Source organism: Streptomyces sp. NBC_01214 (assembly GCF_026340975.1).
Taxonomy (GTDB): domain Bacteria; phylum Actinomycetota; class Actinomycetes; order Streptomycetales; family Streptomycetaceae; genus Streptomyces.
This window is the reverse complement of the sequence record NZ_JAPEOS010000002.1, coordinates 2,275,121-2,299,523: the sequence shown is the minus strand read 5'-3', so window position 1 is coordinate 2,299,523 and position 24,403 is coordinate 2,275,121. Positions and strand designations below refer to the sequence as shown.

At 73.1% G+C, this 24,403-nt stretch carries 20 protein-coding genes and 1 tRNA gene; 12 read left to right on the top strand and 9 right to left on the bottom strand.

What is annotated here, in order from left to right; genetic code table 11:
- Positions 1-21: 21 nt before the first annotated feature.
- Positions 22-1,296 (bottom strand): glycosyltransferase 87 family protein, encoded by a 1,275-nt coding sequence (locus tag OG594_RS35090; protein WP_266606409.1) that lies wholly within the window; start codon positions 1,294-1,296, stop codon positions 22-24.
- A 203-nt stretch (positions 1,297-1,499) separates the two neighbouring features.
- The gene (gene metG / locus OG594_RS35085; protein ID WP_266606408.1) at positions 1,500-3,215 is read right to left on the bottom strand and encodes a methionine--tRNA ligase; all 1,716 of its coding nucleotides are present in this window, start codon (positions 3,213-3,215) and stop codon (positions 1,500-1,502) included.
- 303 nt (positions 3,216-3,518) lie between these two features.
- Between metG and OG594_RS35080 the strand changes: the two genes are divergently transcribed.
- From OG594_RS35080 to OG594_RS47185, 3 genes are all read left to right on the top strand, one after another.
- The gene (locus tag OG594_RS35080) at positions 3,519-3,641 is read left to right on the top strand and encodes a hypothetical protein (protein ID WP_266606407.1); all 123 of its coding nucleotides are present in this window, start codon (positions 3,519-3,521) and stop codon (positions 3,639-3,641) included.
- Between the two features lie 68 nt (positions 3,642-3,709).
- Positions 3,710-4,297: a sigma factor-like helix-turn-helix DNA-binding protein gene (locus OG594_RS35075; RefSeq protein WP_266606406.1), complete on the top strand. Its 588-nt coding sequence runs from the start codon at positions 3,710-3,712 to the stop codon at positions 4,295-4,297.
- Positions 4,294-6,156: an IclR family transcriptional regulator C-terminal domain-containing protein gene (locus tag OG594_RS47185; protein WP_323185384.1), complete on the top strand. Its 1,863-nt coding sequence runs from the start codon at positions 4,294-4,296 to the stop codon at positions 6,154-6,156. The genes OG594_RS35075 and OG594_RS47185 overlap by 4 nt, the downstream gene beginning before the upstream one ends.
- A 573-nt stretch (positions 6,157-6,729) precedes the next feature.
- On the opposite strand, the gene OG594_RS35060 is transcribed toward OG594_RS47185, so the two are convergent.
- Positions 6,730-6,814 (bottom strand) — tRNA-Leu (locus tag OG594_RS35060).
- 291 nt (positions 6,815-7,105) lie between these two features.
- Here OG594_RS35060 and OG594_RS35055 point away from each other — a divergent pair.
- A complete protein-coding gene (locus OG594_RS35055) occupies positions 7,106-8,287 on the top strand; it encodes a low temperature requirement protein A (RefSeq protein ID WP_266606404.1) in 1,182 nt (393 codons plus the stop codon).
- On the opposite strand, the gene OG594_RS35050 is transcribed toward OG594_RS35055, so the two are convergent.
- Positions 8,274-9,215: a beta-ketoacyl-ACP synthase III gene (locus OG594_RS35050; protein ID WP_266606403.1), complete on the bottom strand. Its 942-nt coding sequence runs from the start codon at positions 9,213-9,215 to the stop codon at positions 8,274-8,276. The genes OG594_RS35055 and OG594_RS35050 overlap by 14 nt on opposite strands.
- A 218-nt stretch (positions 9,216-9,433) precedes the next feature.
- On the opposite strand from OG594_RS35050, the gene fdhD reads away from it, so the two are divergent.
- Complete coding sequence (gene fdhD / locus OG594_RS35045) at positions 9,434-10,261, top strand: formate dehydrogenase accessory sulfurtransferase FdhD (protein WP_266606402.1); 828 nt, start codon at positions 9,434-9,436, stop codon at positions 10,259-10,261.
- Here fdhD and OG594_RS35040 read toward each other — a convergent pair.
- The 3 genes from OG594_RS35040 to OG594_RS35030 are packed head-to-tail and all read right to left on the bottom strand — an operon-like array spanning position 10,251 to position 12,213.
- Positions 10,251-10,727, bottom strand: a complete 477-nt coding sequence (locus OG594_RS35040) for a hypothetical protein (protein ID WP_266606401.1) — start codon at positions 10,725-10,727, stop codon at positions 10,251-10,253. The two genes, fdhD and OG594_RS35040, sit on opposite strands and share 11 nt — an antisense overlap.
- Position 10,728: 1 nt before the next feature.
- A complete protein-coding gene (locus OG594_RS35035; RefSeq protein WP_266606400.1) occupies positions 10,729-11,160 on the bottom strand; it encodes a (2Fe-2S) ferredoxin domain-containing protein in 432 nt (143 codons plus the stop codon).
- Positions 11,161-11,169: 9 nt separating this feature from the next.
- Positions 11,170-12,213: a bile acid:sodium symporter family protein gene (locus OG594_RS35030; protein ID WP_266606399.1), complete on the bottom strand. Its 1,044-nt coding sequence runs from the start codon at positions 12,211-12,213 to the stop codon at positions 11,170-11,172.
- Between the two features lie 126 nt (positions 12,214-12,339).
- Here OG594_RS35030 and OG594_RS35025 point away from each other — a divergent pair, with 126 nt between their 5' ends.
- The 6 genes from OG594_RS35025 to OG594_RS35000 all read left to right on the top strand — a co-directional run bounded on the left by OG594_RS35025 (position 12,340) and on the right by OG594_RS35000 (position 21,210).
- Positions 12,340-13,197 carry a LysR substrate-binding domain-containing protein gene (locus OG594_RS35025; protein ID WP_266606398.1) on the top strand — a complete coding sequence of 286 codons (858 nt, stop codon included), beginning with the start codon at positions 12,340-12,342 and terminating at the stop codon, positions 13,195-13,197.
- Positions 13,198-13,300: 103 nt separating this feature from the next.
- Complete coding sequence (locus OG594_RS35020) at positions 13,301-15,124, top strand: long-chain fatty acid--CoA ligase (RefSeq protein WP_266606397.1); 1,824 nt, start codon at positions 13,301-13,303, stop codon at positions 15,122-15,124.
- Between the two features lie 182 nt (positions 15,125-15,306).
- Positions 15,307-16,575, top strand: a complete 1,269-nt coding sequence (locus OG594_RS35015) for an ABC transporter substrate-binding protein (RefSeq protein WP_266606396.1) — start codon at positions 15,307-15,309, stop codon at positions 16,573-16,575.
- 9 nt (positions 16,576-16,584) lie between these two features.
- Positions 16,585-19,458 carry an ATP-binding cassette domain-containing protein gene (locus OG594_RS35010; protein WP_266606395.1) on the top strand — a complete coding sequence of 958 codons (2,874 nt, stop codon included), beginning with the start codon at positions 16,585-16,587 and terminating at the stop codon, positions 19,456-19,458.
- The gene (locus OG594_RS35005; RefSeq protein ID WP_266606394.1) at positions 19,455-20,231 is read left to right on the top strand and encodes an ABC transporter ATP-binding protein; all 777 of its coding nucleotides are present in this window, start codon (positions 19,455-19,457) and stop codon (positions 20,229-20,231) included. The genes OG594_RS35010 and OG594_RS35005 overlap by 4 nt, the downstream gene beginning before the upstream one ends.
- Before the next feature lie 130 nt (positions 20,232-20,361).
- Positions 20,362-21,210 (top strand): aldo/keto reductase, encoded by an 849-nt coding sequence (locus OG594_RS35000; RefSeq protein WP_323185383.1) that lies wholly within the window; start codon positions 20,362-20,364, stop codon positions 21,208-21,210.
- 152 nt (positions 21,211-21,362) lie between these two features.
- Here OG594_RS35000 and OG594_RS34995 read toward each other — a convergent pair whose 3' ends face one another.
- The gene (locus OG594_RS34995; protein ID WP_266606393.1) at positions 21,363-22,127 is read right to left on the bottom strand and encodes a class I SAM-dependent methyltransferase; all 765 of its coding nucleotides are present in this window, start codon (positions 22,125-22,127) and stop codon (positions 21,363-21,365) included.
- Positions 22,127-22,432, bottom strand: coding sequence for a 4a-hydroxytetrahydrobiopterin dehydratase (locus OG594_RS34990; RefSeq protein ID WP_266606392.1), 306 nt, complete (start codon positions 22,430-22,432; stop codon positions 22,127-22,129). Before OG594_RS34990 ends, OG594_RS34995 begins: the two co-directional genes overlap by 1 nt.
- Positions 22,433-22,606: 174 nt before the next feature.
- Between OG594_RS34990 and OG594_RS34985 the strand changes: the two genes are divergently transcribed.
- Entirely contained in the window at positions 22,607-24,394 is a 1,788-nt protein-coding gene (locus OG594_RS34985) for an FAD-dependent oxidoreductase (RefSeq protein WP_266606391.1), read from the top strand.
- Positions 24,395-24,403 lie beyond the last annotated feature (9 nt).

Here is a 24,403-nt window from a genome sequence, read left to right as displayed (position 1 = left end):
CCGTCAGGCGAAACGTCCTCCCTACCGCTCGTTCCGTACCCGCGGCCGCCCGTCCGAGGGTCGGAGCCGGAACGAGCCCGCCACCACCCGCGAGACACCCGGTACGGCCACCGAGCGGGCCCAGACCGACAGCAGGACCGGCAGCGCCAGGTACCCGAAGCGGCCCGCCGGGGCCAGGAGGAAGGCCAGCGCGAGACCGAGGGCGAGGCGGTCTGCGGCGGCCACCACCGTACGCGGCGGCCGGACGAGCAGGGAGAGGGCCACCGCGAGGCCCCCCGCCAGCAGCAGACCTACCGTCAGGTACCATCCCCAGGACCCGAGTTCGGCCAGGAGGCGCCCGGGCAGCGGGCTGCTCGCCGGGGTCGGCACCTCCGCCCGCCCGGTGGGGAAGGCGAAGACCTGGCGCCACAGCTCCGCCGGCTGGAGCAGTGCGGCCGGCAGCACCAGCAGGGCCGTGCCGCCGGCCGCCGCCAGAGCGCAGCGCACCGCCGGCCGCCCGCCCCGGCAGACCGCGAGCAGGGCGACGGCCACCGCGACCGCGGGCAGCGCCGTCCACTTCAGTGCGCACGCCCCGGCGAGGGCCGCCCCGGAATGGACGGGCCGCCCGGCGGCGGCCGCTGCCAGCGCGAGGCAGCAGAGCCCGGCCAGCGGCAGGTCCACCCCGCTCACCGCCAGGGGCAGGGCCACCACCGGCGAGGCCACGAGGACGGGCAGCAGCCGGACCGCCCCACCGACCGGTCCGGCGCCGGTCCCGCCGCCGGTCCCGCGGCCGGTCCCGCCGCCAGCCCCACCGACCAGCAGCCGCCGGGCCGCCCCCAGGCAGCCGAACAGCACGACCGCGCACCAGATGCGGGCGTCCCCCAACAGCCGCACCACCCAGCCGTCACCGCCACCGTCGCCCCCGAGCAGCGCCCGCGGTACGCCGAGCAGCGCCATGCCCGGCAGGTAGGGGGTGTACTCCTCGACGTGCCCGGGCCGGTCGACGTAGAGCCGGCCGGACTCCAGCAGGAGCCGTCCGGACCGTTCGATGACCGTCACCTCCGACTGCCCCTGGCCGGTCAGGACCAGCCAGAGGAGGGGTACGGCGACGGCGCCCAGCAGGGCGGCGGCGAGCGCCGCGCGACGGCGGCCGAGTGCGGTGGCCGCGGCGGCCCCGAGGTATCCGGCGGCGGCGCACCAGCCCCACAGCCGGTGCGGCGCCAGCGAGGAGAACAGCGGGAAGGACAGCGCCCACGCGGCGGCGAGCAACCAGGGCAACCAGCCGGTGGCCCACCGGGCGGTACGGGAAGGGATCATGGGCCCATTCCAGCCGCGCGGCCCCGGTCGGGTCTGCACGGCCAGGTGGACGGTCAGCGGTGGGGTTTCCCCTACCCTCGCCCCTCCCCCGTCCTCCCTGCGGGCATGCGAGAGGGGCACGACCCCGGCGGGTCGTGCCCCTCACTCAGCTGTCACCGGGCCTCAAGGGGCCTCGGGCCTCCGGACCTCCGGGCCCTCCGGCCTCAGGCCTCCGGGTTGCCGCCGAACCGCTCGCGGTAGGACTCCAGGTCCTCCTCGGTGACCCGCGCGAACAGCACCGGCGGGACGGTGAACGGGGCGCCGGCCGGAACGGCGTCCAGGGACCGCGCCTGCTCCGGGGTGATCCACGTGGCCGTGTCGTCGGCGAGCGCGAACGAGGAGCGCATGGCGCGCGCCGAGGCCGGGATGAACGGCTCGGAGACCACCGAGTAGAGGTGGATGAGGTTCATCGCGGTGCGCAGGGTGAGCGCGGCGCCCTCCAGGTCGGTCTTGACCTCCGTCCAGGGGGCCTTCTCGTCGAGGTAGGCGTTTCCGGCCGACCACAGGGCGCGCAGCGCGGCCGCGGCCTTGCGGTACTGGAGGGTGTCCATGTGGCCCTCGTACTCGGCCAGCAGCTCCGCGATCTGCTCGCCCAGCTTGGCCTCGGCCTCGCCGGCGGGGCTGCCCGCGGGGGCCTCGTCGCCGAACTTCTTGCGGGAGAAGGTCAGCACGCGGTTGACGAAGTTGCCGAGGGTGCCGCCGAGGTCCTTGTTGACGGTGGCCTGGAAGTGCTCCCACGTGAACGACGAGTCGTCGGACTCGGGCGCGTTGGCGATGAGGAAGTAGCGCCAGAAGTCGGCCGGGAGGATCTCCAGCGCCTGGTCGGTGAAGACGCCGCGCTTCTGCGAGGTGGAGAACTTGCCGCCGTAGTACGTCAGCCAGTTGAAGGCCTTGACGTAGTCGACCTTCTTCCACGGCTCGCGGGTGGCCAGTTCGGTGGCGGGGAACATCACCGTGTGGAACGGGACGTTGTCCTTGGCCATGAACTGGGTGTAGCGGACGTCCTCGGCCTCGTACCACCACGACGTGTAGTCGCGGTTCTCCGGGTCCAGGTCCGACCACTCCTTGGTCGCGCCGATGTACTCGATCGGGGCGTCGAACCAGACGTAGAAGACCTTGCCCTCGGCGGCCAGCTCGGGCCACGTGTCGGCCGGGACCGGCACGCCCCAGTCGAGGTCACGGGTGATGGCGCGGTCGTGCAGGCCCTCGGTCAGCCACTTGCGGGCGATGGAAGAGGCGAGCTGCGGCCACTCCTCCTCGTGCTCGGCGACCCAGGCCTCGACCTCGTGCTGGAGCTTGGACTGCAGGAGGAAGAGGTGCTTGGTCTCGCGGACCTCCAGCTCGGTGGAGCCGGAGATGGCCGAGCGGGGCTCGATCAGGTCCGTGGGGTCCAGGACGCGGGTGCAGTTCTCGCACTGGTCGCCGCGGGCCTTGTCGTAGCCGCAGTGCGGGCAGGTGCCCTCGACGTAGCGGTCCGGCAGGAAGCGGCCGTCGACCGGCGAGTACACCTGCCGGATCGCGCGCTCCTCGATGAACCCGTTCTCCTGCAGCTTGCGCGCGAAGTGCTGGGTGATCTCGCGGTTCTGCGCGGAGGAGCTGCGGCCGAAGTAGTCGAAGGACAGCTCGAAGCCGTCGTAGACCGCCTTCTGGGCGTCGTGGGCCTGCGCACAGAACGCGGAGACCGAGACGCCGGCCTCCTTGGCGGCGAGCTCGGCGGGGGTGCCGTGCTCGTCGGTGGCGCAGATGTAGAGGACGTCGTGGCCGCGCTGGCGGAGGTACCGGGAGTACACATCCGCCGGAAGCATCGACCCGACCATGTTGCCCAGGTGCTTGATCCCGTTGATGTACGGAAGCGCGCTGGTGATCAGGTGTCGAGCCATCCTCGGATGCTCCATTTCCTATGTGCGGTACAACGTGACGTAACGGATTGTGAATGCGGTTCATCGTATCGAACCGCCGCGAGGCCACGCGCCGCATTTGTTCATGGGTGGACGTAAAGCAAAAGCGAGGGCAGTGACCTCTCCGTCACGGCCCTCGCGATCAGGCACATGTTACAGCCGGACCGCGGCGCACCCGACCGGTGCCCGGGCGACGGCGGCGACCGCAGTGGCGACGGCGCCGACGCCGGCATCTGAGATGGCACCGTCGGCGGGCATATGCAAACGCGCTGGCTGGAGCCGCGCGTGATCGAGGTCGATCACGAGTCGATCATCCGCGACGTATTGCTTGCAGCTTTCTTCTCTGCGCCCTCCGAGTGCGCCCGCGCTGCTTTCCTGTTCAGCACAGGGGATGAGGTGGAGCGGTGAACGATGGCGGACCGGAGGAGTCCGGTGGGGCCGTGGGACTACCGAGCCGGCGTCGGCGGCCGACTCCCATGAGCCAATGGGATCCGACGGCGCGCCTGTCGTACTGGGCCTTCCACGCCAATCGGCGGCCCGCGTACATGCGCTTCGCGTATCTGCAGCTGGGCTCCGACGCGGCGGCGGAGGCCGCGGTCGACGCCGCTTTCGACTCGATCATGGATGAATGGCTGCGGATGCTCCACATGGACCGCCTCGACGCCTACGCCTGGACCGTCCTCAAGCACTGCCTGGTCGACCGGCAGCGCCGGCGTCATCCCTGGCAGCAACGACCGGAGCCGATGGACATCAGCGCCTTCGAGGCCGCCCTCAAGGAGGCCCACGCCGATCAGTACGAGGTGCTGACGGACACCATCCGCTTCTACTCCGCCGTCTCCCGGCTCGCCGAGCGGCAACGCGACTCCGTGCTGCTGCGGTACGGGCTCCAGTGCACCCCCGGTGAGGCCGCAGCCGTGATGGGGGTCGACGAGGCCACGGTCCGCTCCTACCTCGGACAGGCCCACCGGCGGCTCGCCCGCCTGCTCGCCACGTCCACCGCATCCGCCCCATCACCCGACTCAGCAGAATCAGCAGAATCAGCAGAAGAACCAGCCGAATCATGAGGCGCCACGAACGGCAGGAGCTGCAGGACGGCGACCCGGTCGCCCGCTCCCTGGCCGAGTTCCTCGCCCGGGCGGGCGTCCGCGACCGCTACCGGTACTACGACCTCGGCGCCGCCGAGGCCCGGCTGCTGCGCGCCACACCGCACCCGCCCGCCTCCGGACACTGCGCCCGGCGCCGGCCGGTGCACGGCTGGAGCGACCCCGCACGGGACTGCCCGCTCGAAGCCGAACGGGCCCGGCGTGACCTCAAGGCCGTCTGCCTCGCCTCCGCGTGCGCGCCCAAGGCCGCGGCACACCTCGACTCCTTCCTCACCGAGGGACACACCGACCTGTCCGGGGCGGTCGTCTTCGGCTGCCTGCTGCACCTGGCCGGGCTGCGCGAAGGAGCCCGCTTCTGGTGGCAGTTCGCCGCCGGCTCCGGGAGCCCGCGGACCTCCGCGGCCGCGTACTGCCTCTTCCTCGACCACTCCCGGCGCGGCGAGCACCACGACGCCCGGCACTGGGCGCGCGAGCTGGGCCGGCGCGGCTTCCGGCCGGGGGGCCGACGGGATCTGCGGGAGGTCCGGCTGTGCACGCAGGCGGCCGTGCTGCGCTACGTCGACCAGCTCGAGGACCCCGACCTGGGCCCGGTGCCGCTGCCGAGGCCGGGGCTGTCCGGGGTGCTCACCGCGTTCCTGCCGCAGCAGCCCGCCGCGGTCGTCGCGCCGGTGGCGGCCCGGCCGGCCGCCGGCCCGCTGCGCCACCCCGCGCTGACGGCCGCGGCCCGCGGGAGCGTCGTACGCGGCGGTACGGGCGAGGCGCTGGCGGAGGCCCGCCGCGCGCTGGGCGTCGTACGCGTCCTGGAGCAGCATCCGTTGGGGGTCCGGGCCGGCCAGCTCGCGCGGGAGTCGGGCCTCGCGGAGGCGCAGCTGGGCCCCCTCCTGGCGATGCTGTGCGAGGAGGAGTACGCATACCGGCCGGGGGCGGGGGTGTACGGGCGCGGCCCGGCCCTGGACCGGCTCGCCGCCCCCGGCGGCCACGGCCTGGCCGGGCAGCTCCAGCGCACCCTGGCCCTGGCCCGGGACAGCGCGGGCGCCGCGGTGTACCTCAGCCGGTACGCGGGGGGCGAGGTCCACATCACGCAGATGGCGGCCGGGCCGGCGACCCCGCCGGTTCGGGAGTGGGTCGACTTCCGGGACGCCGCACACGCCAGCGCGGTCGGCAAGTGCCTGTTGACCCAGCTCGACCACGACCGCCGCGCCGATCACGTGGCCCGGCACCGGCCCGCCCGGCTCACCGCGCAGACCATCACCGACAGCCGGGCCCTGTTCACGGCGCTGGACGCGGTGGCTCCGGGCGCGCCGGTCTTCGACCTGCTCGAGTACTCCCCGGGGGTCGTCTGCTCGGCCGTTCCCATCGCCACGGGCGGCGCCGCGGGGAGCCTGGCGCTGTCGCTGCCCGCGGCCCATGCCCACCGGTTGCGCTCGGCCACCGAGGCGCTGCGGCGCAAGGCCGTGCCGATCCTCCTCGCCCTGCTCCTGACCGGCGCGATCCCTCCGGACGCCCCGGTGGCCCCCGCCGTCGAAGCCGACTCCGCGCCCGGCCGGCCCGAGGCCCGGCCGCTGCGGGCCCCGGTCACCCCGGAGACCCTGCGTCACCTCCGGCTGCTCTTCCGCACCCCGCTCGCGGAGGCCGCGACGGCGGCGGCGCACGGCCCGCACCTGGTCAGCGACACCACGACCGCGGCGGCCTACCTCTTTGAAGCCGCCCCGGACGGCGCGACCCCCCGGCTGTCCCTCCCCCGCACCTTCACGTCGGTGACCCCGGGCAGCCTGACCCGCCCGACGGACCCGACGGGTCTGGTGGTGCTGGGTACGTGACGACGGGCCGGCCGGCTCCACCGCCAGGCCGGCAAGGGGTCAGGAGGCTCCCTGGGCCTGAGGCCGAGCTCGTCGCAGCGCCGCTGGTACTCGGCCGCGGCAGCGGCGTCGCGGAACTCGACCCTGTGCCAGCGTTCGAGGTCGTAGCCTTCACAATCGCGCCAGACCTGCAGGCCGTAACAGAGGGCGTTCCAGTTCTCGCGAATCTTGTCGAGGCGCCACTCGTCCCGGGCGTGGAGCACGGCCTCGGACGGCGGCGCCCATACGAGGACCGGCGTGGTGCCCCGCCTCGTGCGGTAGGGCCTCCAGAACCGCTCCCGGACGTCCCCCTCCAGGTGCAGTACGGCGCTGACCAGCATCCGGGCCAGCGCATCGGCCGTCCTGTGTTCGTCGGTGCCCGGAGCGTGGCCGGCTTCCAGGGCCTCCAGCCGCGGGTTCAGGAACGCGTAGACCTCCCAGAGGTCGTCCTCCGTGATGTCGCAGGCGTACCGCAGTGGCGCCCGTTCCGTGTTCATGTCCGCCCCCGGGATAACAGCAGGAGCCCCACACTAGGTGTGGGGCTCCTGCTTTTTGTGTCCGAGGGGGGACTTGAACCCCCACGCCCGATAAAGGGCACTAGCACCTCAAGCTAGCGCGTCTGCCATTCCGCCACCCGGACTAGGTGGTCGGCCCCGGTTTCCCGCGGCGACATGGACAACAATAGCAAAGGATCGGCGGGGCTCCGACCACTTATCCGGGCGGTGATCCTCCGCCACGCCGGGCTGACCTGCACGCATGCACCGAAGGCCGTAGCGAGACGGCCCGTCTCGCCACCGGCGGGGCGGCCGCCCGGTCCCGGCGGCGGGAAGAAGGGGATGCCTCGCGTCCACTTCTGGGTGCCGATACCGGCTGGACATCAGGGGGAGCCGGGCGGTCGGATGGCTGCGCACACGTCCGGGGGGAGCCGCGCATGGAATCCGAGCACCGCGTCAGCACGCTGGAGCTGTTCTTCGACCTCGTCTTCGTCTTCACCATCACGCAGTTGACGGTGCTTCTGGCGGACGACCTGAGCCTGCGGGGCGCGGGGCAGGTGGTGCTGATCTTCACCGTCCTGTTCTGGATGTACGGGGGCTACGCGCACCTGACCAACCAGGTGCCGCCGGACCGGACAGTCCGGCGGGTGCTGCTGATGCTGGCCATGGGGGCGTTCATGGTGTGCGCCCTGGCCGTGCCCACGGCCTTCGGGGCGGGCGGCGTCGCCTTCGGCCTGGGGTACCTGCTGGTCGTCCTGGTCCACGGCGCGCTGTTCACACAGGCGCACGGCCGCGGGGTGCTGTGGTTCGCGCTGCCCAACGTGCTGTGCGCGCTGGCCGTGACGGCAGCCGGGTTCTTCGACGGGCTGCCGGCCTGGGGGCTGTGGATGCTGGCGCTGCTGCTCCAGTTCGTGACGCCGATGGTCGTGCAACGGGTCACGGCGAGTGGGACCGCCACGGAGCCCGAGGTGCCCGAGCAGACGGTCGGTGACCAGCTCGGCGGGATGAACGCGGCGCACCTGGTGGAGCGGCACGGCCTGCTGCTGATCATCGTCTTCGGTGAATCCGTGATCGCGATCGGCATCGGGGTGGGCTCGCTGCCGCTGTCCCCCGGTATCGCCGGCGGCGCGTTCCTGGCCCTGACGGTCGCGTCGGCGATGTGGTGGATGTACTTCGTGCGCGACGAGGGCCGGGCCGAAGAGGTCTTCGCGCAGACCCCGCCGGCGCGGCGTTTCAAGCTGGCGATGGTCGCGTACTACTACGCCTTCCTGCCCGTGCTCCTGGGCATCGCCGTCTTCGCGGCCGGTGTGAAGAAGACGATCGGGCACCTCGGGGAGCACCTGCACACCGGCCCGGCGGTCGCGCTGGCCGGCGGGGTCGCCCTCTACCTGGCAGGGAACCTGGTCTTCCGTGCGGTGCTGGGCATCGGGCCGGCCCGCTACCGCGCGACGGCGCTGGTGCTCGCGCTCGCCACCGTGCCCGTGGGGACCAGCTGGACGGGAGCCGGCCAGCTGGTGGCCCTGTCGGTCGTCCTGGTCGGCGCGGTGGTGGCCGAGGGCGGCCGCTCCCCCGCCGCGCAGGCGCGGGGAACGGACGCCGGAGCCGTCACGGGCAGCTGATGACCTGGCCCGCGTAGGAGAGGTTGCCGCCGAAGCCGAAGAGGAGGACCGGGGCGCCGGAGGGGATCTCACCGCGCTGGACCAGCTTCGACAGGGCCATCGGGATGCTGGCGGCCGAGGTGTTGCCGGACTCGATGACGTCGCGGGCGACGACGGCGTTGACGGCGCCGATCTTCGCGGCGAGGGGCTCGATGATCCGCAGGTTCGCCTGGTGGAGGACGACCGCGGCCAGTTCCTCCGGGGTGACCCCGGCCTTCTCGCACACCTTGCGGGCGAGCGGCGGGAGCTGGCTGGTGGTCCAGCGGTAGACCGACTGGCCCTCCTGGGCGAAGACCGGCGGCGAGCCCTCGATCCGGACCGCGTTGCCCATCTCCGGGATCGAACCCCACAGGACCGGGCCGATGCCCGGCTCCTCGCAGGCCTCGACGACGGCCGCGCCCGCTCCGTCACCGGTGAGCACGCAGGTGGTGCGGTCGGTCCAGTCGGTGATCTCGGTCATCTTGTCGGCGCCGATGACCAGCGCACGGGTGGCGGAGCCGGCCCGGATGGCGTGGTCGGCGGTGGCCAGGGCGTGCGTGAAGCCCGAGCAGACGACGTTGATGTCCATCACGGCGGGTCCGCCGCCCATGCCCAGCTTGGCGGCGACGCGCGCGGCCATGTTGGGCGAACGGTCGATCGCGGTCGACGTGGCGACCAGCACCAGGTCGATGTCGTCCGGGGTCAGGCCGGCGCCGGCCAGCGCCTTGCCCGCAGCCTGGTAGGCCAGCTCGTCCACCGGTTCGTCCGGGCCAGCCATGTGGCGCGTGCGGATGCCGACGCGGGACCGGATCCACTCGTCGGTGGTGTCGACCATGGCCGCGAGGTCCTCGTTGGTGAGCACTTTCGCGGGCTGGTAGTGCCCTAGCGCCACCACGCGTGAACCGGTCATGGGCGGGGTCCCCCCTTGTACGGAAGTCAGGATCACCCAGCTTTGCCTGCTACTGGTGGGTACGTGTGCGTGTGACCCGACAGGATTCCGGCCCCGGATTTTGGAGCTTCCCGAGGATCCACCTGCCGGGGGCGTCGTGTGAAGCGGAACCGGGACAATGAGCTCGTCGGGAGCCGGCGGAAACGAAGACCGAGAACAGAAGGGGTGGGCTGATCACCATGGGACGGGTCACCGAGCGCCGTCGCGTCGTCCGGATCCGGAGCGGCGGGGCGGGTGTCCGGCCGGACACACTGGTGGCCGAGGAGCCGCTGGAGATACGGCTGAACGGCAAACCGCTGGCCATCACGATGCGCACGCCGGGCGACGACTTCGCCCTGGCGGTGGGCTTCCTGGTCAGCGAGGGCGTGCTCGGCGCCGCCTCGGACGTGCAGGCCGTCACCTACTGCGAGGGGGCGACCGAGGAGGGTTCGAACACCTACAACGTGGTGAACGTCCAGCTGGCCGCCGGAGTCCCGGTGCCGGACATCACGCTGGAGCGGAACGTCTACACCACCTCCTCCTGCGGCCTGTGCGGGAAGGCCAGCCTGGACGCGGTCCGTACGGCGACCCGCTTCCCGGGGATCGCCGCCGATCCGGTACGGGTGCCCGCGGAGGTCCTCAGCGCGATGCCGGACCGGTTGCGCGCGGCCCAGAAGGTCTTCGACCGTACGGGCGGACTGCACGCGGCCGGGCTGTTCACGGCCCAGGGCGAGCTGCTCGACCTGCGGGAGGACGTCGGCCGGCACAACGCGGTGGACAAGATCGTGGGCCGGGCGTACCAGTCCGGGCGCCTCCCCCTGGCGGGCGCGGTCCTGCTGGTGTCGGGCCGGGCCTCCTTCGAGCTGGTGCAGAAGGCCGTGATGGCGGGCATCCCGGTGCTGGCGGCCGTCTCGGCGCCGTCCTCGCTGGCGGTTGACCTGGCGCTGGAGTCGGGGATGACGCTGGTCGGCTTCCTGCGGGGGCCGGACATGAACATCTACGCGGGCGAGGAGCGGATCACCCTGTAGGGGTGCGCCGGAACAGCTCCCTGCCCCGTTCGTAGCTGCCTATGAACGAGGCCCACACGTCGCTGCCGTCTCCTGCGGTGCCCCCCTTGCCGGTGCCGTGGAGCGTGAACCAACCGTCGCAGTCCTGTACAGCGGGCGTTCCGTCGGCAGTGAACTTGATCAGGATCAGGATCCCCGGGTCCTCGTCGGAGAGACTTCTGATGGTCCAGCTGCCCTCGCCGGTGAACGTGCCCGGCTGCGGGCCTTGACCGCATCCCCAGCCGTCGAGCTCCGTGAGGCGGACCCGGCCGTCGGCCAGCACCTCGATCCGGCCTCCGCGGTCGCCCTGCCACGTGCCGGTGACGTTCTGCGCCCTGAGCGGAACGGAGGGTTTTCTGTCGAACAGGTCGAGGGACAGGGCCATCCAGACCACCAGAGCGACCAGCAGGCCGAACAACACGAGCACCGTGCGCGCGAGGTTCTGCACGTCAGCGCCCCCGGCGGCCGCGGCGCGGGGAGTCCTTGGCCGGCTTCGGGGTCGGCGGGTCGATGCGGTGCAGGTCCAGGGTGGGCGGGAGCGGGGTGGTGCCCGGGCCGCCGGATTCGGCCCAGGCGATGATCTCGTCCGTCGCGGTGTCGTCCAGGGCCCAGCCGAACCAGGTCGCGCGGGCGCCGCGGCGCCGGGCCGCGGTGGTGGGCTGGACCACGATGACGTTGGCCTGGGCGCAGGGGCCGAGGCACTCGCTGGTACGGACGGCCAGGCGGCCCCCGGAGGCGGCGGCGGCCTCGCGCAGCCGGGCGAGCTGGCCGGCGTGGTCGGAGCCGGGGTTCTTGCGGGGGTCACCGCAACAGCAGCCGCGGCAGACCACCAGCGTGCAGGGGCGTTCGGCGTGCGCGGCGAGCGGGCGTATCCAGGTCACCACCGAACGTTAACGGGCCCGGGACGCGGGCCGTTCGAGCGCGGGCGAGACGTCCGCCACACGGTCGGCGGCGAGTTCGGGCTCCGGGTCCTGGGCGCGGCGCCGGGCGATGACCGCGCAGACCATCAGCTGCATCTGGTGGAAGAGCATCAGCGGAAGCACGGCGAGGGCGGCATGGGGCCCGAACAGCACGCTGGCCATGGGGAGTCCGGCGGCCAGGCTCTTCTTCGACCCGGCGAACTGGATGGCGATGCGGTCCGCGCGGCCGAAGCCGAGGCGGGCCGGGCCGTACCAGGTGGCGAGGAGCATGACGGCGAGGAGCACGGCCTCCACGAGCATCAGGGCGGCGAGCCGCGGGAGGCTCACCCGGTGCCAGATGCCCGCGACCACGCCCGCGCTGAAGGCGGCGTAGACGACGAGCAGGATCGAGCCGCGGTCGACGTGGCCGAGGACCTTCTCGTGGCGGGAGAGGAAGCCGCCGACCCGGGGGCGCAGGGCCTGTCCGAGGAGGAAGGGCAGCAGGAGCTGGAGGGTGATCTTCAGGAGGGAGTCGGGGGAGAAGCCGCCGCCCGCGCCGCCGCCGAGCAGGGCGGCGGCGAGGAGGGGGGTGAGGACGATGCCGGCCAGGCTGGAGAAGGAGCCCGCGCAGATCGCGGCGGGGACGTTGCCGCGGGCGATCGAGGTGAAGGCGATGGAGGACTGCACGGTCGAGGGGACCAGGCAGAGGAAGAGCAGGCCGCTGTAGAGCGGGGCGGTGAGCAGGCCGGGAACGAGGACTCGGGCGGCGAGGCCGAGGAGCGGGAAGAGTACGAAGGTGCAGGCGAGCACGGTGAGGTGGAGCCGCCAGTGGCGCAGGCCGTCGAGGGCCTCGCGGGTGGAGAGCCGGGCGCCGTAGAGGAAGAAGAGCAGGGCCACGGCCGCGGTGGAGGCGAGGTCGGCGGCGGTGGCGGCCGGGCCGCGGGCGGGCAGCAGGGCGGCGAGGCCCACGGTGGCGAGCAGGGCCAGGACGTACGGGTCCAGCGGCAGCTGGGCGGGAAGGTGCGGGCGGCGCATGCGGGGGTGCTCACTTGCTGTCGGGGCGGGGGCTCCCCCTCATGGTCGGCGGTGGACGTTCATCGGGAAACCCGCATACCGCACTCACTGCCATCGTGAATCGTGATGAGCGGCTAGCGTGGCGGTATGTACGACCCCGTCCACTTGCGGACCTTCCTCACGGTGGCCCAGACGCTCAGCTTCACGCAGGCCGCGGGGCGGCTCGGGGTGGGGCAGTCCACGGTCAGCCAACACGTGCGTCGGCTGGAGGAGGCGACGGGGCGGCCGCTGTTCGTCCGGGACACGCACAGCGTGGGGCTGACGGAGGACGGTGAGGCGCTGCTCGGTTTCGCGCGCACGATCCTGGAGGCGAACGAGCGGGCGGCGGCCTTCTTCGCGGGGACGCGGCTGCGCGGGCGGCTGCGGTTCGGGGCCTCGGAGGACTTCGTGCTGACGCGCCTTCCGGAGATCCTCGAAGGGTTCCGGCACGAGCACCCCGAGGTGGATCTGGAGCTGTCGGTGGAGCTCTCGGGGACCCTGCACGAGCGGCTGGACGCGGGCCGTCTCGACCTGGTGCTGGCGAAGCGGCGCGGGCCGGGGGACGAGCGGGGCCGGCTGGTGTGGCGGGACCGGATGGTGTGGATCGGCGCGGAGGGACTGCGGGTGGACCCGGAGCGCCCTGTTCCGCTGATCGTCTTCCCGCCGCCGGGCATCACCCGTGCCCGGGCGCTGGAGGTGCTGGAGGGTGAGGGGCGGGCGTGGCGGATCGCGTGCACGAGCGGCAGCCTGAGCGGCCTGATCGCGGCGGCCCGGGCCGGGCTCGGCGTGATGGCGCACGCCCGGGGGCTGATCCCGCCCGGCCTGGTGCGGGTCGGCGGGCTGCCGGAGCTCGGGCCGGTGGAGTTCGCGCTGCTCCGCGGGCCGCGTCCGGCCGCCGCGGCCGAAGCGTTGGCCATGGCCGTACTCTCCGGCGCGGACCGGCTCAGTCGCACGTCAACGGCGTGAACACCGTGATCACTGGGGAGGTCTTGTGGAGGTATCCGAAGGCCGGTCACCCCCTGTTGACCATGAGGTACGTTCACCGCGGCGCGCGGAGAGGAGCGGGGCCTTGCGCGAGATCACCGTCCCACCCGTCGTCACGGGCGCGCCCGTCGGCGGCCTGGCCGACATCGTTTTCCAGCACGCCCGCGAGGAGCCGGACCGGGTGGTGCTCGGCCGGAAGACGGACGGGGTCTGGCGGGACGTGACGTCCCGGGAGCTGGCCGCCGAGGTGCTCGCGCTCGCCCGGGGACTGCTGGCCCAGGGGGTGCGCTTCGGGGACCGGGTCGCCGTCATGTCCCGCACCCGGTACGAATGGACCCTCTTCGACTTCGCCCTGTGGGCGATCGGCGCCCAGCCCGTCCCGGTGTACCCGACGTCCTCCGCCGATCAGGTCCACTGGATCCTCTTCGACTCCGACTGCACGGCCTGCGTGGTCGAGGACGAGGACCAGGCCATGACGGTGGGATCGGTCATCGACCGGCTCCCCCACCTGCGCCGGCTGTGGCAGCTCGACGCCGGGGCCGTGGACGGGCTCGTCGCCGACGGCCGCGGGGTCGCCGAGGACGTCGTGCACCGCCACCGGGGCGCCGTGACGCCCGACGCGACCGCCACCGTCATCTACACCTCCGGGACGACGGGCCGGCCGAAGGGGTGCGTGCTCACGCACGCCAACTTCATGTACGAGACCGACACCCTGGTGAGCCGCTGGGAGTCCGTCTTCCGGGCCCGGCAGGGCGAGGAGCCGTCCACCCTGCTCTTCCTGCCGCTGGCCCACGTGTTCGGGCGGATGGTGGAAGTGGCCGCCGTCCGGGCCCGGGTGAAGCTGGGCCACCAACCGGTACTGGCTGCGGCCGAGTTGATGCCGGACCTCGCCGCCTTCCGGCCGACGTTCGTGCTGGGCGTCCCGCACGTCTTCGAGAAGGTCTTCGCGGGCGCCCGCCGCAAGGCGGAGGCGGAGGGACGTGCGGGCCCCTTCGACCGGGCGGTGGAGACGGCCGTGCGGTACGCGGAGGCGCGCGAGCGCAAGGCCTTCGGCACCGGGCCGGGGCCGTCGGCCGCGCTGCGCATGGAGCACCAGCTCTTCGACCGGCTCGTCTACGGGAAGGTCCGCGAGGCGATGGGCGGCCGGGTACGGCACGCCATGTCGGGCGGTTCGGCGATGTCGCGCCGCCTGGGGCTGTTCCTCGACGGGGCCGGGATCACGGTGTTCGAGGGGTACGGGCTGACCGAGTCGTGCGCGGCGGCGACCGCGAACCCGCCCGGTGCGACCAAGTACGGCACGGTGGGGCGGCCGATCCCGGGCAGTACGGTGCACATCGCGGACGACGGGGAGGTCTGGCTGCACGGCAGCCACATCTTCTCCGGGTACCTCAACGACCCCCGGGCCACGGAGGCGGTCCTGCGCGGCGGCTGGCTGGCCACCGGCGACCTCGGCCGGCTGGACGCGGACGGGTACCTGACGATCACCGGGCGCAAGAAGGACATCCTGGTGACCTCCAACGGCAAGAGCGTCGCGCCCGCCGCGCTGGAGGAGCGGGTCCGTTCCCATCCGCTGGTGTCGCAGTGCGTGCTGGTGGGCAACGACCGGCCGTACATCGCGGCGCTGCTCACCCTGGACATGGACGGGATGGCGCACTGGCTGTCGATGCGCGGCCGGCCGCAGTTGCCGGCGGCTCAGCTGGTGGGTGACCCCGAGCTGACGGCGGAGGTGCGCCGGGCGGTGGTGGCCGCGAACACCCTGGTCTCGCAGGCGGAGGCGATCCGCACCTTCCGGGTGCTGGGTGAGCAGTTCACGGAGGAGCGGGGCCTGCTGACCCCCTCGCTGAAGCTCAAGCGCCGGGCGATCGAGAAGGCGTACGCGAAGGAGGTCGCGGCCCTGTACTCCTCCTGAGCCGGGTCCGGCACTCCTCCTGAGCCGGGTCCGGCCGGGGACGTCGCGGCGCAGGTCCGGGTCGTCCGCCGGGCACCCGCACCCCATAACTGACGGATCGTCATTTCCATCTGTCGACAATATTGACGATCCGTCAGGTCGCGCACAGAATGCGGGGATTCCAACCGGAGGGGATCCCCGACATGTTGCGACCGATCCGCACCCTGGCCGCCGCGGCGGCGGCCCTCGCGCTCGTCTCCGCCTGCAACTCCGCCTCCACCAACGGAACCTCCCCCGGTAAGCCCGGCGACACGGCGGGCAACTCCCGCGGAGTGAGCGACGACTCGATCAAGGTCGGCGGGATCGTGTCGATGACCAGCGCCAGCGGCTACAGCAAGAAGGACACCGACCTCGGGGCCAAGGCCCGCTACCTCCGGGCCAACGCCGAGGGCGGGATCAACGGACGCAAGATCGACTACCTCGGCGCGGAGGACGACGGCCAGGACCCCGCCAAGAACCTGGCCGCCGCCCGCAAGCTCGTCCAGCAGGACAAGGTCTTCGCCGTCTCCCCCATGAGCTCGGTGACCTTCTCCGGGGCCGACTTCCTGGAGCAGGAGAAGGTCCCCACCTTCGGCTGGGGCACCCTGCCCGCCTTCTGCGGACCCCGCCACATCTACGGCTTCAACGGCTGCCTGGTCCCCACCCCCGGCGGCACCCTCAACCAGACCTGGCCCGAGGGCATCGGCCAGATCCTCGGCGGGGCCCGGGGCAAATCGGTCGCGATCATCGCCAACGACAGCGACGCCGGCAAGTTCGGCATCCGGACCTTCCAGCAGGGCTTCACCAGCGCCGGCTTCAAGGTCTCCTACGCCAAGGCCTCCGTGCCCGCCACCGCCGTCCCGAGCGACTGGTCCGCGTACGTCAAGGAGATCCTCGCCGCCAACGACGGCAAGGCCCCGGACGCCGTCGTCTCCGTCATGCAGCCCCCGAACAACATCGGACTGTTCACCGCGCTCAAGCGCAGCGGCTACCAGGGGCTGCTCTCCGACCCGACGGACTACGACCCCGGGCTGCTCGCCAAGGACGCCACCAAGCAGGCCCTCGACGGGGTGCACGTGCTGCTGCAGTTCCAGCCCTTCGAGTCGACCGATCCGAAGATGGCGCAGTTCAAGGCCGACATCAAGGCGGCCGCGGGCGGCCAGGAAGTGCCCCTGAACATGCACATGCTCACCGGGTACATGTCGGCCGACCTCTTCCTCGCCATCGCGCAAGAGGCCGGCAAGGACCTGACCGTCGAATCCTTCCAGGCCGCCGCGCAGGGCTTCTCCGACTCCGGCACGCTCGTCGGCGACCGCGCGGAGCCCAAGGGACAGAAGGACAGCTTCGGCTGCGGGGCGCTCGTACAGCTGAAGAACGGCGGGTACGAGGTCTCCGTACCGTTCAAGTGCTACGAACCGATCCCCTTCAAGTAGGGCTGCGACATGGGGGATCTGCTCGTCTTCGTGCTGAGCGGTCTGGTCTCCGGCGCCCTGTACGCACTGCTCGCCACCGGGCTGGTGCTGTCGTACTCGGCGTCCGGACTGTTCAACTTCGCGCACGGGGCCACCGCCTACCTGTGCGCGCTCACCTTCTACGAGCTGCACTCGGGGCTGGGCTGGCCCGCCGTCCCGGCCGCCCTGCTGGTGGTCCTCGTCCTGGCTCCCGGTCTCGGCTGGGGGCTGGACCGGCTCATGTTCCGGCGGCTCGCCCGGGTCGGCGAGACCGCACAGATCGTGGCCACCATCGGGCTGCTGGTGGCGCTGCCGGCCGCCGGGTTGTGGCTGGTGGAACTGCTGGCGGAGGCGGGCGCGCCGGTGAAGCCGGCGGAGAACCAGTTCGGGCTGCCGGGCGTGGGGCCCAGCCCCGCACGGTCCTGGCAGCTCGCGGACGGCGTCGGCATCGACTCCGACCAGCTGATCACCTGGGTGGTGACGGCGCTGGTGGCGGTGGCCCTGTGGGTGCTGATGCGGCACACGCGGCTGGGGTTGCAACTGCGGGCCGCCGTCGACAACCGCTCGCTGACCGAGCTGCGCGGCATCAGTGCCGACCGGCTGTCGTCGGTGGCCTGGATGATCGCGTCGGGCCTGGCGGGCCTCGCGGGGGTGCTGGCGACCCCGCTGCTCGGACTGTCGGCGCACGACTTCACCCTGTTCCTGTTCGTGTCGGCCACGGCGGCGGTCATCGGGCGGTTCGCTTCCGTGCCGCTGGCCTTCGCGGGCGGACTCGGGCTGGGGGTGCTACAGAACCTGGTGGCGGGGTACGCGTCCTTCGCCGAGTCCGTCACCGGCTTCCGGACCGCCGTGCCCTTCCTGATCCTGTTCGGCGGGCTCCTGGTGCTGACCCGTACGGCGCGGACGGCAGGGGTCGCTGCCGTGGACGCGCCGCCGGTCGACCATCTGGCCGGGGCCTCGTGGGGGCGGCGGTGGGGGGTGTGGGCGGCGGGTGCGGCAGCGCTGTGCGTGGCGCTCTACACCGTGACCACCCCCTTCTGGAGCGGACTGCTGGCGCAGGGGCTGGCCATCGCGCTCGTGTTCATGTCCTTCACGGTGGTGACCGGGCTCGGGGCGATGGTGTCGCTGGCGCAGGGCACCTTCGTGACCGGCGCCGCGCTCGTGGCCGGGCTGCTCATGAGCCGGGGCTGGCCCTTCGTGGCCGCGCTGGCGGTGGGCACGTGCGCGGCGGCCCTGCTGGGGGCGCTCGTCGCGCTGCCGGCGCTGCGGCTGGGGGGCAGGTCCCTGGCCCTGGCCACGCTGGCGCTGGCCTTCCTGGCCGACCAGGTGCTGTTCCAGCTGCGCTGGCTGCGCAACGGCGATGCGGGATGGTCGATCCCGCGGCCGGTGTTCGGACTGGTGGACCTCTCCGACGACCGGGCGCTGGGGGTGGCCCTGGTGGTCCTGGTCGCGCTGGTGGCGGCCGGGCTGACCGCGCTGCGCCACTCCCCGTCGGGGCGGGCGATGTTGGCGGTCCGGTCGGCCCCGGCGGCGGCCGTCGCCTCGGGGGTCTCCGTCCTGCGCACGAAACTGCTGCTGTTCACGCTGTCGGCGGGACTGGCCGGGTTCGGGGGCGTGCTGTACGCCTCGTACAACACCCGGATCACGGCGACGGACTTCACGGCGATGACCGGGCTGGTGTGGCTGGCGGTGGTCGTGGCTGCGGGTGTGCGCAGGCCGCAGTACGCGGTGGTGGCGGGGCTGGTGTTCGCGGTGGCTCCGCGGGTGCTGGCGGACCATGTGACGGAGTCGGCGCACCTGCCGGTGATCCTGTTCGGGCTGGCGGGGCTGGCCCTGGCCAACGACCCGGACGGGTACTGCGCGGCGGTGCCGGTGCGGTTGGCGAAGCGGCGAGCGGTGGGCCATGCGGGCGGCTCGTCCCCCACCCCGCCCCTTCCCGAAACCGGGGCTGCGCCCCGGACCCCGTACGTGCGCTGCGCGCCCGCGCCCTCAAACGCCGGGCGGGCTGAATCAGCCTCGCCGGCCTTTGAGGCGCGGGGTCTGGGGCGGAGCCCCGGGAAACGGCGAAAGGGCGGGGTGGGGGAAAGCCCCGCAGGGCCCGGCCCCGCCGCAGGGCCCGGCCCCGCCGCACGGCTCGGCTCCACCGCACAGTCCGGCCCCGCCCCACGGCCCGCACCCGCCCTCGCGCTGCGCGGGGTCACGGCCGGGTACGACGGGGGGCTCGTGCTGCACGGGGTCGATCTCACCGTCCGCGCGGGCGAGATCCTCGCCGTACTCGGGCCGAACGGGGCCGGGAAGAGCACCGCCTGCCGGGTCGCCGCCGGATTGCTGCCGGTCGGGGCCGGGACGGTGTACGTGGGCGGGCGGGACGCGACCCGGGACGGGGCCGTACGCCGGTCGCGGGCCGGGGTGCTGCTCGCCCCCGAGGGACGCGGGATCTTCCCCGCGCTCACCATCGAGGAGAACCTGGCCCTGTACCTGGAGGACGCCGACGCCCGGGCCGCCGTCTACGCCCGCTTCCCGCGGCTCGCCGAGCGGCGCGCGATCCCCGCCGGAGCGCTCTCGGGCGGGGAGCAGCAGATGCTGGCCCTGGCTCCGCTGCTCCAGCGGCCGCCCGCGGTGCTGATCGCCGACGAACCTTCGCTCGGGCTCGCCCCGCGCGTGGTGGAAGAGGTGTACGCGCTGCTCACCGAGCTCCGCGACGCGGGGACGGCGCTGCTCCTGGTGGAGGAGAAGGCGGCCGAGATCCTCGGGATCGCCGACACCGTGGCCTACCTCTCCCAGGGGCGGGTCTCCTGGTGCGGCCCCCGGGCCGAGGTGCGCGCGGACCGGCTCACCGAGGCCTACCTGGGGATGGCGACATGAGCGGGAGCGGGTACGTACTGGAGGCCCGCGGGGTCGGTGTGCGCTTCGGCGGCGTCCGGGCGCTGACCGGGGTGGATCTCGGGGTGCGCGCGGGCGAGGTGTGCGGGCTGATCGGGCCGAACGGCGCCGGGAAGACCACGCTGTTCGACGTGCTGTCCGGGATCCGCCGCCCCGACCAGGGGCGGATGCTGCTGGACGGGGCGGACGTCACCCGCCGCTCCCCCGTTTGGCGGGCCCGGCACGGGATACGCCGGACGTTCCAGCGGCAGCAGTTGTTCGGGCAGCTGAGCGTGGCCGACAACGTGCTCGTGGCGCAGGAGTGGCGGGGCGGCGGGGGCGGGCCGGCCGCCGATCTGCTCGCCCTGCCGGCCCGGCGGGCCCGGGAGCGCGAGCGCCGGGCCCGCGGCGAGCGGGTGCTGGCCGACTGCGGGATCGGCGCGCTCGGGGCCTCGTACGCCGGCGGGCTGCCCGTCGGGCAGGCCCGGATGGTGGAACTGGCGCGCGCGGTGGCCGATCCGCCGCGGGTGCTGCTGCTGGACGAGCCCGCGTCGGGCATGTCCGCGCCCGAGCGCGACCGGCTCGCGGAGGTCGTGCGGGCGCTGGCGGAGCGGGAGGGCTGCGCGGTGCTGTTGGTCGAGCACAACGTGGCCTTCGTGATGGAGCTGTGCGCGCGGGTCGTCGTACTGGACCTCGGGACGGTGCTGGCCGAGGGCACTGCCGCCGAGGTCCGGGCGAACCCGCTGGTGCGGGAGGCGTACCTCGGGACCGCGTGAGGGCGCGCACGGAAAGATTGGCGGGAATACGTCGTACGAGGGGCCGGTTATCGCCCCTTGTGCGACGCTCCACCACCGCCGCGCCGCCGCACCGCCGCACCGCCGCTCCGACGTGAGGGAAAGACCAGACGTGAACCAGGTCCCCGCCATCAAGCTCAACAACGGCACGCTCATGCCCCAGCTCGGCTACGGCGTCTGGCAGGTGCCGGACGCAGAGGCGGAGCGCGCCGTCGGGACCGCCCTGGAGGCCGGTTACCGCAGCATCGACACGGCCGCCATCTACGGCAACGAGGCGGGCACCGGCAAGGCCGTCGCCGCCTCCGGGCTGCCGCGCGAGGAGCTGTTCGTCACCACCAAGCTGTGGAACGGCCGGAAGCAGAAGTGGGGCCGGGACCAGGTGCTGCGCGCCTTCGACGACTCCCTCGCCAAGCTCCGCCTGGACCACGTCGACCTGTACCTGATCCACTGGCCGCGCCCGATGCGCGACGACTTCGTCGCCATCTGGAAGACCTTCGAGGAGATCGCGGCGAGCGGCCGCGCCAAGGCGGTCGGCGTGTCGAACTTCCGCCCGGCCGACCTGGAGCGGATCGCCGCCGAGAGCGAGCTGGTCCCGGCCGTGAACCAGGTCGAGCTGCACCCGCTCTTCCCGCAGGCCGAGCTGCGCGCCGTGCACGCCGGGCGCGGGATCGCCACCGAGGCCTGGTCCCCGCTGGGCCAGGGCAAGGAGCTGCTGACGCTCCCGGCCGTGGCCGCGATCGCCGCCGCGTACGGCCGCAGCGCCGCGCAGGTGGTGCTGCGCTGGCACCTGCAGCACGGGAACATCGTGATCCCGAAGTCGGTGACCCCCGCGCGCATCCGGGAGAACCTGGACGTGTTCGACTTCGAGCTGGCGGCCGCCGACATGGCGGCGCTGGACGCCCTGGGCGCGGGCGCGGCGGGCCGGCGGATCGGGCCGGACCCGGCCGAGTTCGACGTGTGAGGCGATCCGGGCCCTCGGCCGGGTCTAGGACCGGATCCGATCCGGGTCCCCGCCGGGGTCCCGGTCCGCGCCGGGGTCCCGGTCCGCGCCGGGGTCCCGGTCCGCGCCGGGGTCCGGGTCCGCGCCGGGGTCCGGGCGGGCCTGCGTGCGGGTCAGACGCGTACGAAGCTCCGTATGCGGTACGTCGGCTCCGCGCGCGGAACGTCCTGGTCCGGCAGCAGTTCCAGCCGGGCAGCGAGCTCCTGCGCGGTGATGCCGCGCGGGACGATCCGGGAGGCGTACCGGCCCGCGAGCAGGGACTCGGCGGAGCCGCGCGGGGTACGGCCCTGGCCGTGGCCGGTGAAAAGGGCCTCGCCGACCGCGAGCAGGCCCGCCCTGGCCGCGTAGGCCTCGACCTCCCCGGAGGCGTCCGAGGGGGTCGGGGTCAGGTGCGCGGCGAAAACGGCGTCGATGTCGCTGCCGACGTCGTGCGCCGAGTCCTTGTCCACGGTGGCGAGGAAGACCCCGCCGGGCCGCAGCACCCGGGCGGCCTCGGCGATCACCGCCGGCACCAGTCCCGGCTCGCGCAGCAGGTGCAGCAGCCACACCGCGCTGACCGCGTCCAGGGACTGCGACCGGACCGGCAGCCGGGCCGCGTCGGCGAGGGTCACCGGGATGCCGCGCCGCAGCGCTATCGCGGCCATGCCGTGGGAGGCGTCCGCGCCCAGGACGCGCAGGGCCGGGCGGCTGATCCGGCTGGTGACGATGCCGGTGCCGCAGCCGATGTCGAGGAGGGTGTGCGCGTCCGCGGGGAGCAACTCGAGGACGGCGGCGGCCGCGGCCTCGGCGCGCGGGACGCCGCCGCGGGTGGTGTCGTAGGCCTCGGCCTCGGCGTCGTAGTCGAGCAGGGATCTCACGGACGGTATGTGCGTGGTCATCAGCTCGCGCCGTGGGCCGGGGCGAGGGCCTCGACGCGTTCGGCGAGGGCGAAGTCGGACTCCGTCACCACCCCGCCGGCATCGTGGCTGTTCACGGAGAGCCGGACCGTGTTGTAGCCGAGGGTCAGGTCGGAGTGGTGGTTCAACTCCTCCTGGACGGTGGCGATGTGGACGACGAGGGCGCTCGCGGCGAAGTGCGTGCCCAGCCAGTAGGTGCGGAAGATCCGGTCGTCCTCGAAGGCCCAGCCGGGGAGCTCCCGCAACCGGTCCTCGATCTCCTTCTGTGACAACGGCTCACTCGGCATGCACCGGCTCCTTTTCCCCGTGACGTGTAGTCAAGGTTCCCACAGTGCACACCGGACCAATCCTTTCGCGCCATAGTGCGCTCGGGTGCTCCTGCACCTTCCGGGTCCGTCGCACCCCCCATATGCTCCTGCGCCGAACGCACTGTTACCAGCGGTAACGAGGGGGCATCCGTCATGGCGGGCACAGGAAGTTCCAGGCGTACGTTCCTCGCGGGCGCGGGCGCGGCGGCCACCGCCGGGGCGGTCCTGGCCGGGGCCGGGGCGGCTCCCGCGGCAGCCGCCGGGGCCGGACCGGCTCCCGCCGGACGGCGCGTCGCGGTGCTCGGCGGCGGGGTGGCGGGCCTGACGGCGGCGCACGAACTCGCCGAGCGCGGGTACGCCGTGACCGTGTACGAGCGCCGGGCCCTCGGCGGCAAGGCGCGCAGCATGGACGTACCCGGCAGCGCCCGCGGCGGGCGCCGGCCGCTGCCCGCCGAGCACGGCTTCCGCTTCATCCCCGGCATCTACCACAACCTGCCCGACACCATGCGGCGCATCCCGTTCCCCGGGAACGCGGCCGGGGTGTGGGACAACCTCGTCGCCCCGCGCGAGATGATGTTCGCGCGGGCGGCCGGGCGCGAGGACCTGCGCGGACCGATCCCCTGGCCCGGGCACTCCCCCGCCGAGCTGACGCCCGAGGAGATCCGGCGCGCCCTCGCCGGCATCCTGCAGACGCTGGTCCGGCTCCCGCCGCACGAGAGCGCGTACTTCGTCGACCGCGTGCTGGTCTTCCTGACCAGCTGCGACGAGCGGCGCGAGGAGGTCTGGGAGCGGACGCCGTGGTGGGACTTCGTGCGCGCGGAGCGGATGTCGAACGAGTACCGGCGCATCCTCGCCGTCGGCATCACCCGCAACATCGTGGCGACCAAGGCCGAGGAGGCCTCCACCCGTACCGTCGGCACCCTCGGCGAGGCCTTCGTCCTCAACCTGCTGGGGCGCGGGGCGGACGGCCCGCCCGACCGGATCCTCAACCTGCCGACCAACGAGGCCTGGATCGACCCCTGGGAGGCCCATCTCCGTTCCCTCGGCGTGGAGTTCAGGATCGGCTGGACCGTGCGGGAGGTGCGGTGCGCGGGCGGGCGGGTGAGCGGGGTCGCCGTCGAGGGGCCGGACGGCGCCGCGCGGACCGTCACCGCCGACCACTACGTGAGCGCGCTGCCCGTCGAGCACGCCCGCCGCACCTGGAGCGCGGCGCTGCGGGCCGCCGATCCGATGCTGGGGCGCTGCGACGAGCTGGAGACGGACTGGATGACCGGCATCCAGTTCTATCTGACCGAGCGGGCCGAGCTGGTGCACGGCCACCTCAACTGCATCGACTCCCCCTGGTCGTTGACGGCGATCCAGCAGGCCGAACACTGGCCGTCCCGCGACTTCCCGGCCGACTACGGCGACGGGACGGCGGTCGACTGCCTGTCGGTGGACATCTCCGAGTGGGACAAGCCGGGGATCCTGTACGGGAAGACGGCCAAGCAGTGCACGCGCGAGGAGGTGGCGCGCGAGGTGTGGGCCCAGCTGAAGGCCTCCCTCAACGACACCGGGCGGACCGTGCTGACCGACTCCACGCTGCACTCGTGGTTCCTGGACCCGGGCGTGGACGGGCTCGGCACCCCACACCCCACCAACCAGGACGAGCTGCTGATCCACCCGGTCGGCACCCTGTACAACCGGCCGAGCGCGGGCACCCGCATCCCGAACTTCTTCCTCAGCGGGGACTACGTCGCCGTCGACATCGACCTCGCGACGATGGAAGGGGCCAACGCCTCGGCGCGCGCGGCCGTCAACTCCCTTCTGGACGCTGACGGTTCCGGAGCCCCGCGGTGCACCGTCCATCCGATGTACCGGGCGCCGGAGCTGGAGCCCGCCAAACGGCACGACCGGTGGCGCTACCGTCTCGGCCTGCGGAACGTCTTCGACCTGGGCTGACCCCTTCTC